Here is a 16,928-nt window from a genome sequence, read left to right as displayed (position 1 = left end):
AATGTGACAACCAGCGAATGGATTCAGCTTCGGAAGCATCTTGAGTAAATGATCAGGTTAAAGGCAATAACTCTGCAGCGCTTGAACCTGTGAACGAGGATCATCATAATCTTGGTTGAATCCTGATAAAATCTGATAACTGTAAAAGTAGATTCCGCCAACCCATTGCACCGGTGACCCGGTTCGACAGTAAAGTAAACTATGAAGACTGACGACTTACGCGATGCCTATCTCGATTTCTTTTCCGAAAAAGGCTGTGTTCGCCGCCCGAGCGATGTTCTCGTGCCAAATGATCCGACCGTACTGTTCACTCCAGCCGGGATGAATCAGTTCAAGAATCAGTTTCTGGGTATCGGGCAGCTGGAATTCAGCAAAGCGACGACTTGCCAGAAGTGTCTGCGAACGGGGGATATCAGCAATGTTGGCGTGACGGCATATCATCACACGTTTTTCGAAATGCTCGGAAACTTTTCGTTCGGGGATTACTTCAAAAAGGAAGCGATTCACTGGGCCTGGGAATTTCTCACGACCAAAAAATGGCTGGGACTCGATCCCGATCGCCTGACCGTCACCGTTTATCTCGATGACGATGAAGCCTTCAATATCTGGGAAAAAGAGATTGGGCTCGATCCGAAACAAATTTCCCGCGAAGACGAATATGAAAACTTTTGGCCAGCCGGGGCTCCGACCGATGGACCGGATGGTGTCTGCGGACCCTGTAGCGAAATCTATTATCACCCGCCGGGCGGCGGAAAATGCGTGGAAATCTGGAATCTAGTTTTCACACAATTCAATCGAGTCGGCTCTCCGCCAGACAACCTGCGACCTTTGCCGATGAAAAATATCGATACCGGCATGGGACTCGAACGAACGGCTTCGACATTGCAGGGTGTCGAAAGCAATTTCGAAATCGACACGCTCAAACCACTCTGTGAAACTGTCGGTGAAGTGCTTGGCTCCAAGTACACCTACGCTGGCGAACATGGAAGGGCGATGCGACGAATTGCCGATCACGTTCGAGCCGTCACGATGTGCGTGCACGAGAATGTTCTGCCAGATAACAAAGAGCAGGGCTACGTCGTGCGTCAGTTGCTGAGACGAGCCGTGCTGGAGTCTTACCTGATCGGGAAGCAGGAACCGGTGCTGCATACACTCGTTCCGAAAGTCGTCGAGATGCTCAGTAAGCCTTATCCCGAATTGAAAGAGACGACTCAATCGGTTCAGGAAGCGATTCGCGAAGAAGAGTCTGCCTTCCTCGATACGATTGAACGTGGCTTGAATCGCTTCAATAAATGTCTCGATAATGCCAAATCCTCGGGTGTCATTCCGGGAGAAGAAGCGTTTCATCTGCATACCACTGATGGCTTCCTGTATGAATTGACCGAAGCCCTGGCTGCCAAGCATAACCTGAAGGTTGATCGTTCTGGTTTTGAAACGCTGATGGAAGAGCATGGCATCATTTCCAATGCTGGAAAGCAGAAATCCGTCATGGCAGAAGGTCCACTGGATGCCATTCGCAAAACTTCTGGCAATACCGAATTCCTGGGATACGACTCCACCGAAGCAACTGCGAACGTGGTCGGAATCATTGCTGAAAAGCAGTTGGTTGATGAACTGGATGAAGTTGGACACAAAGATCTCGTGGCCATCGTGCTGGATCGCACCCCTTTTTATGCCGAGTCCGGCGGGCAGGTGGGAGATGTCGGCTCACTGACCGCAGAGGGCATCGAATTTGACGTACAGGATACACAAAAAGATGGCGAGCTCTGGTTGCACATTGGCCATCTGAAAAAAGGCAAAATCGGGATCGGTCAGGAATTGGCGGCGAATGTCGATACTAATCGCCGAGACGGCATCAGCCGGGCTCACTCGGCCACGCACATTATGCACCATGCATTGCGATCGACGTTAGGCGAAGGAGCGACCCAGCGGGGATCGAAAGTTCAACAGGATGAACTCCGCTTCGACTTTGCTCATAAGCGACCACTCGCTGCTGAAGAACTGACAGTGATTGAAGACATCGTCAACACGCATATATCCGAAGGGGCAGACGTCTCCACAAAAATGCTGCCGATCGCCGAAGCCCGTGAAGCCGGAGCGATGGCATTGTTTGGAGAGAAGTATCCGGATTTCGTTCGCGTGGTTTCCATGGGTGATTTCAGCAAAGAACTTTGCGGCGGGATCCATCTCACCAACACTGGGCAGGTGGGAATGTTCAAAGTGATTGCCGAAGAACCGGTCGCTAAAGGGGTACGACGTCTTGTGGCCTATACGGGTGAAAAGGCAATTTCGGAAGTGCGTGCCAAGGAAGCCGTGTTGAAGGAAGTGATGACTGAATTGAAAGTCGGCTCGACGGAGGAAGTCGTCCGGAAAATTCAGCAGTTGCAGAACGATCTGAAAGATGCCAAACGAAAACTCTCGGATCAAATGCGGCAGTCCATTGGCGATGACGTAAACGATCTGCTCGCGAAGGCAGAAAAGATTGGCGATGTTTCCCTGATCGCTCATCAACTCGACAATGTCGATAAGGATGTGCTGCGGGATTATGCCGATCGTCTGCGAAAGAAAACAAAAGCCGTCGTCATTCTAGCTACCGAAATCGATGGACGAGTCGCCCTGCTGGCTGGCGTGACTTCTGAATTGACGAAGCAGGGGATCAATGCGTCAAACTGCGTGAAAACAGCCGCCAAACTGGTGAAGGGTGGTGGAGGGGGGCGCCCTGATCTGGCTGAAGCAGGTGGCAAAGACCCGGCTGGAATCTCCAAGGCCCTCGAAGCTGGCTTGCAGTATTATCGTGAGCAACTTCAGAAGTAATGAAGTTAGAACGATTTATCGTAACGGGTGGCGGGGGCGCTCTTGTAGAGAAGCCCCCGAAAGTCAAACGTCTGGGGGCTGCTGTTAACACAGTGCGCCCCCGTCACCCTTCACATTGCTTGCGAAAATTCAGTGTTCAAATGGCGGTTCCGTGAAGGTTTGGTGAAGTTCATGGAGAAGCTGTTAATAATTGGCCTCTATAGAACGACCGGCTTTGCTTCTGAGTTTCTGTCTGTATTATCTCCTGACGAATGGGAGTAAGTAGTAGACGGGGCTCAGGTAAGGGCGGTTTATGATCATCAAGGCACAGCCGTTGCCGCATGTCGCGCGTGCACTTCGGGGAAATAAACGATTAAAGATTCTCAAAATGACACAAAGCGGCGTCTATTGCCTGACTGATGAAGAGACGTATCAAAATTTAATCCGTCAGGCTCAAGAGAATTCTGAGGCAGAGGACCAGTCGCAACCAGGTTTTGAGACGAACCCAGACATAAGCGTCTAATCCGTCAGGCTGTTTTTGCTTAATTTCACAGACATCATGAAAAAAACCGAGTTATGACTGGCTCGGCTCGCCAGGGCTTTTACCCCAGCCCCCGCCACCGGGTGTTTCTATTTTTAAGCGGTCGCCCGGTTTTACCTGGATTGCAAAGCAGCCTTCGAGTTCTTCAGAAGAATCATCATGTGACTGATACCAGGTTGTTTGACCGGCTTGACCTGTTCCTCCGCCTTGAATTCCAAAGGGGAGATAAGACTTTCTTCGCTGTGCGAGTAATGTCGCTGAGAGCGGTTGAAGAAATTCCAATTCGCGAATCAATCCGTTGCCTCCACGTTGCTTTCCTTTGCCGCCTGAGTTTTTGCGAATAGCGTGTTGGATGACTCGAATAGGATAGCGATGTTCGAGGATTTCGACATCAGTCAAGCGGGTGTTTGTCATGTGCGTGTGTACGGCATCGCAACCATTTGCCTGAGATGTGGCACCGCTGCCGCCGCAGATGGTTTCGTAGTAGCCGAAGGTTTTGTCTCCAAAGGTTAAATTATTCATCGTTCCCTGACTGGCAGCTGCGAGCTGTAAAGCACCCAGTAGCACATCGACAACACGCTGGGATGTCTCTACATTTCCGCCAACGACAGCCGGACAGAGGGCAGGGTCAGGATTTCCGGGAGGATTGAGTAGACATTCCGGCAGGATGATATCGATCATATCGAGCACACCGCTATTGAGAGGAATGTCTTCATCAATGAGGCAGCGAAAAACGTACAGCACTGCAGCCGTCACAATCGCTCGATTTGCATTCAGGTTTGATTTCAGGACTGGTCCTGTGCCTGTGAAATCGACAGTGACGCGTTCGCTTGTTCGTGTGATCGAGACTTTGATCGGGCTGCCGTCATCGAGGTGATCGGTAAATGTCATCTGTTCTTGGGGCAAGCGGTCAAGTGAAAGTCTCGTTTTCTCTGCGGCTGTTCGACGAATTTGTGTCACATAGTGATTGACCAGTTCTGTCGAATGTTCATGGGTTAATTGTTCGAGTAATCGGACTCCAACCTGATTGGCTGCGAGTTGGGCCCGCACATCGGCCAGATTTTCTTCGACTTTCCGCGACGGATATTTTCCGGAACTGAGGAGACTTCGGAGTTCCTCAAAAAAATCAGCCTCGGCTGAGAGTAGACGAAAAGGTCGAATGACGACCCCTTCCTCAGCCAACGTTTTTGAAAAGGGAGGCATGCTGCCAGGAGTGATACCGCCAATCTCGGCATGATGAGCACGCGAGGCGACCAGAAACTGCAACTTCTTTTCGATACCGGAAAACATGGGAGTGACAACAGTCACATCGGGCAGGTGCGAGCCGCCTTGATAGGGATCGTTTGTGATATAGGCATCTCCCGGTTGCATCGCTGAAAACTCAGCTAGCAGATGTTTGACCGTTTCGCCCATCGCTCCCAAATGGACGGGAACATGAGGCGCGTTGGCGATCAATGCTCCCGTACGATCGAACACGGCACAGCTGTAATCGAGACGTTCTTTCACATTGACCGATTGAGCGGTCTGACGAAGAGTTTCGCCCATTTGCTCGGCGATGGAGGCAAAATGATTGTGAAATAATTCCAGTAGAATCGGCGAAGTTTTTTCCGTTGGAGAAATTGTATTCCGGGTTGAGTGAGTGGCTTCTACAGGAGTGATGGTGAGTAATCGTTCTTCATCAATGACCGCGCGAAAAGCCGGGGCAATGAGAATGGTAGAATGTTTTTCGAGCAGAATGGCCGGGCCAATGATTTCTAATCCCGGTGGAATCTGATGAAGATCATAAACTTGAGCAGATTGCCAGCTTCCATTGATGAAAATGTTGTGAGTCTGTGAGTCAATGGCCTGTGTCTTGTTCATCTCAGGATGATTTGTCTCGGTATTGGTCGAATTGAATCGTGGTGTTTTGGCTATGACTTCGGCGCGAGCCGTCACGACTTCAATGGGTTGTTCTGGTCGAGAATAACCGAACCGGGTGTGGAATTCCTGACGGAAAGCCTGCGAGAAATCTTCATCCTCAGGTTGAGAAATTGTGAGTGGAGTTTCGGTGCCGGCATATCTCATATCGAGTGAGAATTCTGCAGTGTCGAATTGATTCGGTTCCACTCCTTGATCTCTCAGTGCTTTCTGAGCGGTCCGTTCCAGAATAAGGAGTTGATTCGTCAGTTCTGATTTTGTGATTTCTTGCAGAAGTTTAAGAATCGATTGGGATTCGATTTGACGTTGATCACCACAGCCAATTCCATACGCACTGAACAAACCTGCCAGGGGATGGATCACAATTTTCTGAATGCCTAATTCTTTTGCGATCGAACAGGCATGCTGTCCACCTGCACCTCCAAAGCTAACCAGGACATGGTCGGCGGGGTCGTAACCACGAGCTGCGGAAACTTTGCGAATGGCGCGTGCCATGCGGATGTTGGCAATTTCCAGGAAGCCTTCTGCCAGTTTTTCCGGCGTGAAATTTTGTGCGAGAGTCGAGTTGGCAATTTGCTGGCAGAGAGTTTCGAGTTTAGTTCGAACGGCTGCGACATCCAGTGAAAATGGAAAGTGTTGCGGGAGGACACGTCCAGTAATCACATTCATGTCGGTGATGGTTAACGGGCCATCATTTCCGTAACAGCAAGGACCGGGATTCGCGCCTGCAGATTGAGGACCGACTTGCAGACGCACACCATCGAAATGGCAAATACTTCCACCACCTGCAGCCACGGTTTCAATGGCTAGCATGGGCGTGGCCAGTCGAACTCCTGCTTTTGTCGTTTCAAATTCCCGATGAAATTGCCCATCGTAACGACAGACATCGGTGCTGGTTCCACCCATGTCGAAGCCAATGATTTTCGGAATTCCTCGTAGCCTGGCAATTTCGGCCAGGCCGACAACTCCGCCAGCAGGGCCGGAGAGGATACTGTCCTTGCCACCGAAGTGATCGGCTGAGACAAGACCACCGCTGGAAGACATTAATTTGATTGTGGAGCCGGGCAGGGAAGCGCGAATGGAATCGAGATAAGTTCGCAGAACAGGATTCAGGTAAGCGTTCACGAGCGTTGTATCACCACGAGCGATTAATCCGATCGCTGGACTGACTTCATGCGAAAGGCTGATTTCCGTAAAGCCGAGTTCCCTTGCCAATGAGCCAAGTTGCTGTTCATGAGCAGGATTTCGCCAGGCATGTAGCAGGCAGATGGCAATGGAATCGATTTTCTGATCTCGTAATTCAAGGAGTAACTCACTGCAAGTATTCAGATCGATCGCTTGAATGATTTCACCTTCAGCCGAGATTCGTTCGTCAATTTCAATGACGCTCTCGTGCAGGGGGAGTGGTTTCTGGATATTGAGATCGAACAGCCGGGGACGATCCTGATGTCCAATGATGAGAGCATCTCGAAAACCAGCAGTTGTGATGTAACCACAGCGGGCCCCCCGACGTTCGAGCAGGGCATTGGTGCCGCGCGTTGTGCCGAGACGCAGGTCCAGTGGCGGGATGGGAGCGTGTCGATCCAGCCCTAAGAGGTAGCGAATTCCGATGACGGGGGCCTGTTCGTCGCTGGTCAGCTCGTAATTTGAACCTAGCAGGGAATCGGGAATTTCTACTGAGAATTGCAATTCCCCTGTCATTCCAGAGGAACTCACCACAGTTGAGCAATACGGCTGATCAGTGGGATGCTTTATTGTAAATGTGTAGCCTCGCCAGACATTATCGGGATCACCAATACGCGACTTATCAGTCAGGCAGGAATCGGCTAGCTGCTGGATCTGCCCTTTGACAGCCCCCGATGAGAGAATTTTATGGGTAACAATTGAACCGTCCGGGCGTTGAGCAACCAAGTCTGTGAAGGTTCCGCCGGCATCAATGGAAAATTTCCAGCCTGATTTGGAGGACATGAGAGAGGGATTTCTGAATGAAAATCGGAGAGTTCAGTCCATTAATGATCGCATGAGGCGATGTGGATGTGAGTTTAGGGGGATCGTAGCAGATTAATACATGATAATTAGACAGTTTTCTAATTCCAGGAAAATTCAGCCATTGTGTCTTGTCGATCTTTATTATTAATTGCACAATTGGTGTACACCATTAACAACAGTAATGGATATTCAGTAAAACCGGAAGGATTTGTTTTATTGGCACCAAATATGCGAATGTTTCGCATGAAGGAGTTCTCACCAGGGTTGGTAATCACAGTCATCGAAGTTGAGTCGAGGACGAGTTTATGATCAGGATGTTTATTCGAGATGAGGCTGGTTTTGTCGTGTCGGCTGAACTGGTACTGATTGCCACGATTTTAATTCTAGGCCTGATTGTCGGCTTGAGTTCAATTCAGCATGCGATTGTTTCTGAGTTGAATGATATTGGTGTTGCGACTGGAAATTCCAACCAGAGTTACTGGTATACTGGTTTTTCTAGCGAAAAAGATTTCGCTAACGGTGGCTTTTCGGCTTATACCCGAGGATCAGCCGGTAATGATACACAGGATGATTGCGATAACGATCAGTGCGATATTTCTTGTGACGTGCCGGTCAATGAAGGACCAAAGAGCCTTTAATTGGATCAAAAGGCATTTGGCAAAATAATCGCCAGTCCGATTGTCATCAAAAATCCGGCAATGCTTAATATTGCCAGCAAGGCTGTCCAGGTTTTAATGGCTTCCAATTCGGTCAGTCCTCCCATCTGAGAGAAGACCCAGAAGCCGCTGTCGTTCATCCAGGAAATTCCGAGCGATCCAAATCCGATCGATAATGCCAGATAAACCGGATGAATTCCCATGGCATCACCAGGGGGAATCAGAGCGGCAACCATGGAAGAGGCGGCCATCATAGATACGGTGCCGGAGCCTTGGGCGATTTTCAGTAAAAAAGCCAGCCCATAGCCAATTGCCATCAAAAATAATCCCTGACTGGCCGCTTCTGCACTGAATAATTGTTGAACGGCTGTGCCAACGTCCGCTGTTTTCAACATCGCTCCAAAGGAACCACCAGCTGCGGTGATCAGAATAATCACGCTTCCACTGCTTAACGAGAGTTGGATTTCATGAGAGAGGTCGTCAAATGTTGGCTTTTTCTGTCGAACATACACAATAATGGCTGCGACCGCGGCCAGCAGCATGGCGACATTCTTATCGCCCAGTTCGAGCATGATATTCCAGATCGGCGAGGAATAATCCTTCCCCAGAAAACGGCTTCCGAAGGTGACTCCCGAAATTAAAAGTACGGGCAAGGCAATTGGTAACAGTGAGGCGAACAGGCTGGGAGCAGGAGAGTTTTCATCGGCAGTTTTTGGAAGAAAATCCATGAGCCGTTCAGGAGCGATCTGTATTTTGCGATCGATCCAGTAGGCATATCCGAGACCGATTAATGCACATGGTAACCCAATAATTCCTCCGATGAGGATCATGGTTGTCAAATCTACACTCAGGGCATCGGCCATAAATAATGGGCCGGGAGTTGGTGGAACGAGCGTGTGTGTGATCACGGCTCCTGCTGCAATGGCGACGAGAAATCGGACATAATTTTTCCCGGTTTGACGATACATCGATTGGGCTAGCGGAACCAGGAGATAAAATACGGTATCGAAAAAGACAGGAACCGAGAGGATAAAACCACTCGACATCAGCGCGAGTCCCCCTTTTTCCTGGCCGAATAATCGGAGAGTCGATTTCACAATCTGGTCGGCTCCCCCACTTAACAGGAGGCATCGACCAATAATGGTTGCAGCGGCAATGACCAGACCAATTGCCCCGGCAGTATTTCCGAAAGCTGTTGCCATGCGGGGAATTTTGTCAGCCAATTCCCCTGGAGCCAGCAGGCTGACAACGACAGCTGCAGTCAATAAGGCAATAAAGGCTCCCAATCGCATAAATACGATGATGCCAACGACTATCAAAATGCCAATCAGCAGAATCAGCAGTGGAGACATGTCCCCTCCGTTCCCAAGGTGAAATCAGCAAAACCTGATGCGAGGCAGCATATTCGATGGGCTGAATAAATGTTATCGAGCAGACGTCGAGATTTTCAAAAATCAATATCATGTTTGAAAATTACATGTGTACAAATGGGTGGATTTTGATTTCCCTGTTGAAGTAAAAGGCGACTTAGGCGTACAATCTCTTGATCACGATCAAATTATAAGATTGCGTAACAGGATCGCGGTTCGTCTTTATGACAGGGCTGCTCTCTTTATTCACTGTTGAAATGATTCAGCAGGCAATCTTTTAGAGTCGAATACGACAGGGAGGGCGTGAATGAATATTTCAGGAATCGGATCCACGAACGGCAGTTGGCCTGTTTCTAAGAATCAAATTCCGGCTCAACAGACTGGGGCAACTTCGAATTCTCGAATCAATATCCCCTCCGACGAGTTGGACATTTCCCCGATGGCACGCATGATGGCGGAATTGCAATCGATTGAAGAGAACGATCCCTCCAGAGCCGATCTGATCGCGAGAATTCGTGATGAGATTCAGCAGGGAAATTACGATACCGACGAAAAACTGGAATCAGCCCTCGTCAAATTTCTACAGCAAATACAAACCGATAATGGGTAATTACGTGGCGCAGTCTCGCACCGCAGGAGAATGAACAACCGTGAGCAGTTTGGGAACCGTGGAAGTTTCCGCCAGTCCGAAAGAGAAATTTCGAGAATACCTGGCGACACAAAAAATGCGGCTCACGCCGGAACGTGAAATTATTGTCGACGAAGTTTTCGATAATCACGAGCATTTCGATGCCGAGGAATTGTCGGATCGCCTTAAAGTCAGCGGTCGCAAACGTGTGAGCCGTTCGACGGTTTACCGAACTCTGGAATCGATGGAAGCAGCTGGGCTGATTCGTAAAGTCGCCCGTCCAAATGGCAGCGAAATCTGGGAACACGATTACGGTTATCCCCAGCACGATCACCTCATCTGTCGCAAATGTGGAAACCTCGAAGAATTCCAAAACGAGCAGATCAAAGCGATTCTGGAGGAGATTGCCGATTCGATGGGCTTTTTTAAGGATGGGCATCGTCTCGAAGTCTTTGGGCTGTGCAGTAGTTGCCGCAAAGCTCCCGTTCGACGTCACCGTAAACTCGATATGATTTGACGTTGCTTATTCTCTTGTTCCCGAGGTGCCCTTGAGAGCGAGAGAAAAAGACTGTACCACGGCTCTGTGAGCCGTGCGATCAAAAATAAAACGCACTCTCACGGCTCGCAGAGCCATGGCACTTGGCATACAGTTTTGAGCGTACATTGAACCAGCCTCACGCACATTTGATTGGCATCTCAGGTGCAGGTTTGCGTTCTCTGGCTGACTACCTGCTCGATTCCGGGTGGACAATTTCCGGCTCCGATCAAACGATCTCTTTGACTTTGCAGTCCCACTTCCAGGCGCGTGACGTTTCGCTTTTCGATGGGCATCTTAGCGAAAACATTCCGCCGGAAACGACTCTCTGCATTCACAGTCTGGCAATTCCTGAGTCGAATTCAGAACGGGAAGCGGCGAGACTGAGAAATTTGCCTCAATTCAGTTATGTGAAATTTCTTAGCAAGCTTATTAATGAACAAACTGGAGTCGCCATTGCGGGGACGCATGGGAAAACCACGACATCCCTTATGCTGGGGCATCTTCTCAAAGAAGCGGACCGTAACGTTGGTTTGATTGCCGGCGGGAGAATGGTCGGCTCCGAAAAGTGGGGCTATGCCGGTAAAGAAGCGACCCTAATCGCTGAAGCCTGTGAGTTTCGACAATCCCTGCTGGAACTGAGTCCAATATATGCGGCTGTTTTGGGAATCGAGACAGATCATTTCGATTGTTATCCCGATTTGAATTCCTTGACGGACGTCTTTCGCAAATTCTGTGCTCAGGTCAATCGTGAGGGTTGTCTGGTCTTAAATGCAGATTGCCCCGCGACCCGAATCGCAGCCGAAGCCGCGACATGTACCCGACAATGGTTCACATTAAAAGAAGAACTCGATATCGAACTTCGTGAAACCGATATGCTGTGGACGATTTCCAATATTATCCGGCACAAAGAGGGTGTCGATTTTTTTGTGACGAGTCATACTGGTATTTCTGCGATGCTGCAAGCTCCCGTTTACGGAATTCATCAAATTCAAAACGCGACCGCTGCTTTGTTATTGGCCCTTCAATTGAAAGTCGACTGGTCGGATATCACGACAGGATTGATGAGTTTTCCTGGTGTGGAACGACGGTTTCAGCAACGTTCTCATCGTTCGGGTGCGATTTTTGTAGATGATTACGCCCATCATCCAAGCGAAATTCGAGCGACTCTCAACGCTTTGAAACAAAAGTTTGGCGAGACTGCCAGGCATGTGGTATTTCAGCCGCATCAGGTTCAGCGGACGGAAGCCTTATTTGACGAATTTGTTACAGCTTTGCTGCCAGCTGAAAAAGTCACGCTGCTGCCGGTGTTCGCTGCTCGCGAGACGGTTGATGATCGAGTAGAATCGGTGCCACGTCGACTCGTCGAAGCGGGAAATCGGCAAGGTGGGCAGTTTGAATATTGCCCGAGCCTTGACCATTTGTGTTCCAGTTTAGACGATTCATGGAAGAACGTGCCGGGAAGTGGCGGAGAAGTCATCGCGACACTTGGTGCAGGAAATATTGATCGGATTTATGATGAGCTGCCTGGATTCATTTGCTGAAATTCTCAGAGAGGACGAACCTCTCGCCCCTTACACCTGGCTGAAACTGGGCGGACCTGCTCAGTATTTCGTCGAGCCACGTTCAACCGATGAGTTGATCAAGGTTCTGAACTGCTGCCGCGATGAAAGATTGGACGTCCACGTACTCGGCGAGGGTTCGAATCTGTTAATCCGCGATGATGGCGTAAGCGGAGTGGTCATTCGACTTTCCGCTGGCGAGTTTTCCGAAGTCGATGTCGATGGGACAAAGGTTACAGCTGGAGCAGGGGCATTGCTGTCACATGTGATTTCTCGTTCCGTCGCTTCCGGTTTGACAGGCCTGGAAGATCTGGCAGGCATCCCCGGAACAATTGGTGGAGCAATCGTCGGCAACGCCGGCAGCAAAACAGGCGATATCGGCACGAAAGTCGAGTCGATTTCTGTGCTGACTCAAGATGGCAAGCAGGAAACCATTGCAGCCGATTTGATTGGCTTTGAATATCGAACCAGCCATATCGATGCAGCTGTCGTTTTGGGAGCGACGTTGAATCTGGCTGCTGATGATCCGCGTGAGATCACCAAGCGGCTGCGAAAAACCTGGATCATGAAACGGTCTTCGCAGCCGATGTCGTCACAGTCTGCGGGCTGCATTTTCAAGAACCCGCCGGGACTTTCTGCGGGAACGTTGATCGATCAGGCAGGCTTAAAGGGGACACGCGTCGGAGATTGCGAAGTGAGCGATATCCACGCCAACTTCATCGTCACCCACGAAAACTGCACCAGTTCCGACGTGATGCGACTGATCGACCTGGTTCGCTCCAAAGTCTCGAATGAACATGGAGTGGACCTCGACCTCGAAATCAAAGTCTGGCCGAATTAGACCATTTACCAATGGATTCTGCAGTCGCATGAGCATCAAATGACAGTAAAATGCTATTTTTACTCCTGTCCAACGCTGCAGGCTATTTTGAATATGCTCTGGACAATTTTCATGATGATTGGAAATAAAGCGGTAGGTCAGGCACTGCCTGACGAAATTCGACGTCAATTATTAATCTTATCAGGCTGTGTCTGACCGACTTGGCTTCTCCACTGCTGAATCTCCTCAAAGAGCCACTCACGTTCCGGCTCGCGGAGATATTCTCCGATCTCTACGCGAATCGCTCCGTCATCAAAACGGAGTCGTTGTTGCTGGCCGAAACCTTCGAGGATGATCCGGTCGACATCAGAACGATTGAAGGAATAGCTTTTCGCTTTGCTGAACACGAAAGAAATCGGGTTGAAGTTGTGCCGTTTCTTTCCCAACCAGTGGAAATTGACAACAGAGATTGGCCCTTTTCCATCTTGGAAAATCAGTTGCTGTTCGCTAAATGCAATATTTTCGAGACGATTTCTTTTTAGAAACAAGTATGCCAAGAGCATGACCAAAGGGAAAAAAATCAGGAAAATAAAGGGCCCCAACATTCTAAATATGTCAAATGTATTCTCTTGATTATAAAACGCTCGTGAGAAGTCAGAGTAGGACATAAAAATGAATATAATTCCAAAAACAAAATAATAACCACCGAATAAAAAACGAATGGGGTCATTGGGGCGATGTTTCCAGGCGAAAGTCATAGCCGAGTCATTTTCTTCGATTCGGAATTGGTGTCCGCTGGGTGGTTCTGGTCTGTTCATTATTATGTTTCAGCTTTATTTGAGTGATTTTTCTGCGATATGCGGAAACCTCGATGGGTCTCTTTGCATTTTGATCGGAAAATTGACAGAATCGCCGTTTCAACACAACTTTATTAAGAACGGCCAACAAAACTCAAAAATCAAATCATATACGAAAGTCATTGAAACTAGGGTGGCGGGGGCGCTCTCGAAGAGAAGCCCCCGAATCGTTGAACTTTCGGGGGCTTCCGCTAAAGCGGAGCGCCCCCGCCACCCCAAATTGGTTTTTTCATGATCAAGTTTTGTTAGGTTTTCTAAGTTTCACAACGAAAAAATTAGCGTGGGAGTTCAAGCGAAATGGCGAATGTGGCAAAACTGGCGGCTGATGCACTGACTGAAGGTGGCGGGATTTTTCGATTGGCTCCGACCTGGGTGCCTCGTTCGTTTTTGCAGCCGGGACGTCGTCTGAAATTGCGTCCGCAAGATTATTATGCCCTCGGAATGCATCGCGGCGGGATCGATGAACGCTGGTTTGGTTCCACCACCGAGGCGGCAAACGAAAATCGAAATGAGGACGAAGGTCTTTCCTACTGCGTTCACAATGGCGAACGATTCCTGCTGCGGGATGCTGTAGCCGAGTTGAAGGGCGAAGTCATTGGCGATGAAATCTGGGATACTTACGGCAAGTGGCCGGTCTATTCCAAGTTCTTCGACAACATGGGCCCGATTCCTCACCACATGCACCAGAATGCTGAGCAGGCCAAACTGGTTGGGCAGGAAGGGAAGCCGGAGTCTTACTACTTCCCGCCGCAGATGAATCAGATCGGTAATAATTTTCCATATACATTCATGGGATTAGAACCCGGCACATCTAAGCAGGATGTGATTGACGCTCTGGATCGCTGGAATGAAGGCGATAATGGCATTCTGGATCTCTCCAAGGCGTATCGTCTGAAGCCGGGGACTGGCTGGTTGATTCCACCATGCGTGCTGCACGCTCCTGGTTCATTGGTGACTTATGAACCACAATGGGGCAGCGATGTGTTCGCGATGTATCAATCATTGGTTGAGGGTCGGATGACGCCGCGTTCTCTGTTGACCAAGGACTTCCCGGAAGAGAAGCACAATGACAACGCTTACTTGGTCGAAGCACTCGACTGGGAAAAGAACGTCGATCCAAACTTCAAGGATAATAACTATCTTGAGCCGATCGTCTCCGAAGAAGGCGAAGGCTGGGTCGACAAATGGATTGTTTACGGCAAAGTCGACAGCAAACAACTCTTCACAGCCAAGGAACTGACACTCCAACCGGGGGCGAAATGCACTGTCAAAGACGGCGGAGCTTACAGCTGGATTACCGTGCAGGGGTCTGGCCGAATTGGCAAACTGAAGTTGCAGTCCCCAGTGATGATCGCCTTTGGCGACATGACCGAAGACGAAGTTTTCGTGACCGCCAAGACTGCAGGCGAAGGCGTCGAGTTCGAAAATACCGGAACCGAACCACTTGTCGGACTTCGTTACTTCGGGCCAAATGCTCAGCCAAACGCTCCGGAAATTGGAGCCTGGAAGAAGTAGTTTGAGAATGAAATGAGAATAACCCGTGTCCTGGTGGCACGGGTTTTTTCTTGGTATTTCAGATGAAAAGCGGTATTCTTTCTGAAAAAATTCAGGGAGATTAATTATGGCTATTGCTGAACAAACTGCGACGAAAATGACGGTTGAGGAATTTCTGCTTATTGCCGATGAGGAAGGTACGCATCGTGAATTGATCGATGGAGAGCTGAGGGAGTATGATGTGACTACAAGAAATCCCCGGCATTCAGTAGCAATTGCATGCACGACGTTTGTTTTGCGAAAATGGCTGAAAAGCCAGTCTCAAAAGATTGGAGTGATTGCTTGTGGCGATGCCCGTTGTCGGCTCAATCTTGATCTGGAGTCAGTGGTCGGGATCGATGTGGCTTATTTTGAAGGTGAAGAGGCGATCCGTCAGTTCCATGAAGAACCCTATTTTTCAGGCCCGCCGACACTGGCCGTGGAAGTGCTTTCTTCATCGGATGTGCATGAGAATGTGATTGAGAAATCGCAGAAGTATCTGGCGGTTGAAACAAAGATGCTGTGGATTGTCGACCCCGATTTGCAAACGGTGATGATCCTCAAGCCGAATGCGGAGCCTGTTTTATTCAATAAAACTCAGCGATTGAATGCACTGGAAGAATTGCCGGGCTTCGATGTTGCCGTGAGGGAATTGTTCGAGCCGTAAGGGTGAATGGCCAGTGTTGAGTGGCCAGAGAATTTTAGAGAGAGCTGCAATGTCATCTCACCACTGGCCTCTGGGCACTAACCACTCTTGATGGTGTGTTTCATCCAGGTTTGAGTTAGAATTATGCCACCAAAACACTCAACATTAAACCCTCAACACTCACCCCCCCCCTCATGGACGAACCCCAACCGCCGCAACTCGATTATTCTCGAATTCCCGATTCGATTCGGGAAATCTACGAGACGATCGAAAATGAGCTGACCTGGCTGCATGGTCGTTGGATTATGTATCGGCAGCTGTTTGGTGGAGATTCTGAGACGCTGACGCTACTTAATCAATCTGCTCCCACATTCTTCGGGATGCTGCAGTTTCTGTGGCTCGATTACGTGGTATTGGAAATTTGCAGTCTGACAGATCGTCCTGCGACTTTTGGCCGAGAAAATCTGGTCCTCAAGCAACTCTATGAAAAGCTGGATCGTCGAAAATATCCCGACTTAGGAAGGGAGTTGATCGAGCGTGATCGTGACGTCGAAAAAACCTGTGGCAGGCTGCGTACGATTCGAAATCGCAGAATCGCCCATCGCGATCAAAACGCGGCTTTGGGAGCTTATCAAACTCCTGTTCTCGGTGTTTCTCGCAAGGATATCGATGATGCTCTGGAAGCGATACGGGCCTATGTCAATACTTTCCGACTGGCTTTCATGGATTCGGAAATGGCGTTTGATCAGTTTGAGCTTAACGATGATGCGATGACTTTGGTGGAGAAGTTGCAGTTTGCTTTAGAGAATATGCCTGAGAAGAGAGAATCCAGCTAACAAAGGGAATGTTGTCTCCAGTGCAAACGCAAAAAACACCTGCAGATACCATTTGAAAATGGTCTAAGAACACCGCAGTTAGAATTTCAATGGGATATTCCATCTTTATGAATTGTAATAAATCTGTCGATTAAAGTGTTTTATTCACGTTAGGTTCTGCAGGGAATCAAATCATTCCAATCGAGTCTGCAATTTTAAGCTAAATTCAAAGCAAGGACTGTTTTGAATCTTTAGTTGATTGAGGC

The 16,928-nt window shown here is 49.1% G+C and carries 13 protein-coding genes; 10 read left to right on the top strand and 3 right to left on the bottom strand.

Annotated features, from left to right (window positions below; all coding sequences use genetic code 11):
• Positions 1 to 201: 201 nt before the first annotated feature.
• Positions 202 to 2,814, top strand: a complete 2,613-nt coding sequence (gene alaS, locus Pan54_RS12785; protein ID WP_146503854.1) for an alanine--tRNA ligase — start codon at positions 202 to 204, stop codon at positions 2,812 to 2,814.
• Positions 2,815 to 3,106: 292 nt separating this feature from the next.
• Positions 3,107 to 3,316, top strand: a complete 210-nt coding sequence (locus Pan54_RS25860; RefSeq protein ID WP_165441758.1) for a hypothetical protein — start codon at positions 3,107 to 3,109, stop codon at positions 3,314 to 3,316.
• 51 nt (positions 3,317 to 3,367) lie between these two features.
• On the opposite strand, the gene Pan54_RS12780 is transcribed toward Pan54_RS25860, so the two are convergent.
• The gene (locus Pan54_RS12780) at positions 3,368 to 7,219 is read right to left on the bottom strand and encodes a hydantoinase B/oxoprolinase family protein (protein WP_146503853.1); all 3,852 of its coding nucleotides are present in this window, start codon (positions 7,217 to 7,219) and stop codon (positions 3,368 to 3,370) included.
• A gap of 326 nt (positions 7,220 to 7,545) precedes the next feature.
• Here Pan54_RS12780 and Pan54_RS12775 point away from each other — a divergent pair, with 326 nt between their 5' ends.
• Positions 7,546 to 7,878, top strand: a complete 333-nt coding sequence (locus tag Pan54_RS12775) for a hypothetical protein (protein WP_146503852.1) — start codon at positions 7,546 to 7,548, stop codon at positions 7,876 to 7,878.
• Between the two features lie 5 nt (positions 7,879 to 7,883).
• On the opposite strand, the gene Pan54_RS12770 is transcribed toward Pan54_RS12775, so the two are convergent.
• Complete coding sequence (locus tag Pan54_RS12770; RefSeq protein WP_146503851.1) at positions 7,884 to 9,248, bottom strand: GntP family permease; 1,365 nt, start codon at positions 9,246 to 9,248, stop codon at positions 7,884 to 7,886.
• Between the two features lie 325 nt (positions 9,249 to 9,573).
• Here Pan54_RS12770 and Pan54_RS12765 point away from each other — a divergent pair, with 325 nt between their 5' ends.
• From Pan54_RS12765 to murB, 4 genes are all read left to right on the top strand, one after another.
• Complete coding sequence (locus Pan54_RS12765; RefSeq protein ID WP_146503850.1) at positions 9,574 to 9,876, top strand: flagellar biosynthesis anti-sigma factor FlgM; 303 nt, start codon at positions 9,574 to 9,576, stop codon at positions 9,874 to 9,876.
• A gap of 40 nt (positions 9,877 to 9,916) precedes the next feature.
• Entirely contained in the window at positions 9,917 to 10,411 is a 495-nt protein-coding gene (locus tag Pan54_RS12760; RefSeq protein WP_146503849.1) for a Fur family transcriptional regulator, read from the top strand.
• Positions 10,412 to 10,557: 146 nt separating this feature from the next.
• The gene (murC, locus tag Pan54_RS12755; protein WP_165441757.1) at positions 10,558 to 11,973 is read left to right on the top strand and encodes a UDP-N-acetylmuramate--L-alanine ligase; all 1,416 of its coding nucleotides are present in this window, start codon (positions 10,558 to 10,560) and stop codon (positions 11,971 to 11,973) included.
• Entirely contained in the window at positions 11,945 to 12,832 is an 888-nt protein-coding gene (gene murB / locus Pan54_RS12750) for a UDP-N-acetylmuramate dehydrogenase (protein ID WP_242631303.1), read from the top strand. The genes murC and murB overlap by 29 nt, the downstream gene beginning before the upstream one ends.
• A gap of 164 nt (positions 12,833 to 12,996) precedes the next feature.
• On the opposite strand, the gene Pan54_RS12745 is transcribed toward murB, so the two are convergent.
• The gene (locus Pan54_RS12745) at positions 12,997 to 13,368 is read right to left on the bottom strand and encodes a DUF2244 domain-containing protein (protein ID WP_146503847.1); all 372 of its coding nucleotides are present in this window, start codon (positions 13,366 to 13,368) and stop codon (positions 12,997 to 12,999) included.
• A gap of 597 nt (positions 13,369 to 13,965) precedes the next feature.
• Here Pan54_RS12745 and Pan54_RS12740 point away from each other — a divergent pair.
• The 3 genes from Pan54_RS12740 to Pan54_RS12730 all read left to right on the top strand — a co-directional run bounded on the left by Pan54_RS12740 (position 13,966) and on the right by Pan54_RS12730 (position 16,683).
• A complete protein-coding gene (locus tag Pan54_RS12740) occupies positions 13,966 to 15,183 on the top strand; it encodes a hypothetical protein (RefSeq protein WP_146503846.1) in 1,218 nt (405 codons plus the stop codon).
• A gap of 106 nt (positions 15,184 to 15,289) precedes the next feature.
• Positions 15,290 to 15,868 carry a Uma2 family endonuclease gene (locus Pan54_RS12735; RefSeq protein WP_146503845.1) on the top strand — a complete coding sequence of 193 codons (579 nt, stop codon included), beginning with the start codon at positions 15,290 to 15,292 and terminating at the stop codon, positions 15,866 to 15,868.
• Between the two features lie 173 nt (positions 15,869 to 16,041).
• Positions 16,042 to 16,683, top strand: coding sequence for an AbiU2 domain-containing protein (locus Pan54_RS12730; RefSeq protein ID WP_146503844.1), 642 nt, complete (start codon positions 16,042 to 16,044; stop codon positions 16,681 to 16,683).
• The last annotated feature ends 245 nt before the right edge of the window (positions 16,684 to 16,928 follow it).

The organism is Rubinisphaera italica, from assembly GCF_007859715.1.
Taxonomy (GTDB): domain Bacteria; phylum Planctomycetota; class Planctomycetia; order Planctomycetales; family Planctomycetaceae; genus Rubinisphaera; species Rubinisphaera italica.
Note: the sequence above shows the minus strand (reverse complement) of the source record. Positions and strands in the feature narration are given on the sequence as shown.

Coding starts and splice junctions, on each gene's coding strand:
- murB (WP_242631303.1), top strand. CDS start 11,945: ATGATGAGCTGCCTGGATTCATTTGCTGAAATTCTCAGAGAGGACGAA.
- Pan54_RS12770 (WP_146503851.1), bottom strand. CDS start 9,248: ATGTCTCCACTGCTGATTCTGCTGATTGGCATTTTGATAGTCGTTGGC.
- Pan54_RS12780 (WP_146503853.1), bottom strand. CDS start 7,219: ATGTCCTCCAAATCAGGCTGGAAATTTTCCATTGATGCCGGCGGAACC.
- Pan54_RS12775 (WP_146503852.1), top strand. CDS start 7,546: ATGATCAGGATGTTTATTCGAGATGAGGCTGGTTTTGTCGTGTCGGCT.
- Pan54_RS12735 (WP_146503845.1), top strand. CDS start 15,290: ATGGCTATTGCTGAACAAACTGCGACGAAAATGACGGTTGAGGAATTT.
- Pan54_RS12730 (WP_146503844.1), top strand. CDS start 16,042: ATGGACGAACCCCAACCGCCGCAACTCGATTATTCTCGAATTCCCGAT.
- Pan54_RS12740 (WP_146503846.1), top strand. CDS start 13,966: ATGGCGAATGTGGCAAAACTGGCGGCTGATGCACTGACTGAAGGTGGC.
- alaS (WP_146503854.1), top strand. CDS start 202: ATGAAGACTGACGACTTACGCGATGCCTATCTCGATTTCTTTTCCGAA.
- Pan54_RS12765 (WP_146503850.1), top strand. CDS start 9,574: ATGAATATTTCAGGAATCGGATCCACGAACGGCAGTTGGCCTGTTTCT.
- Pan54_RS25860 (WP_165441758.1), top strand. CDS start 3,107: ATGATCATCAAGGCACAGCCGTTGCCGCATGTCGCGCGTGCACTTCGG.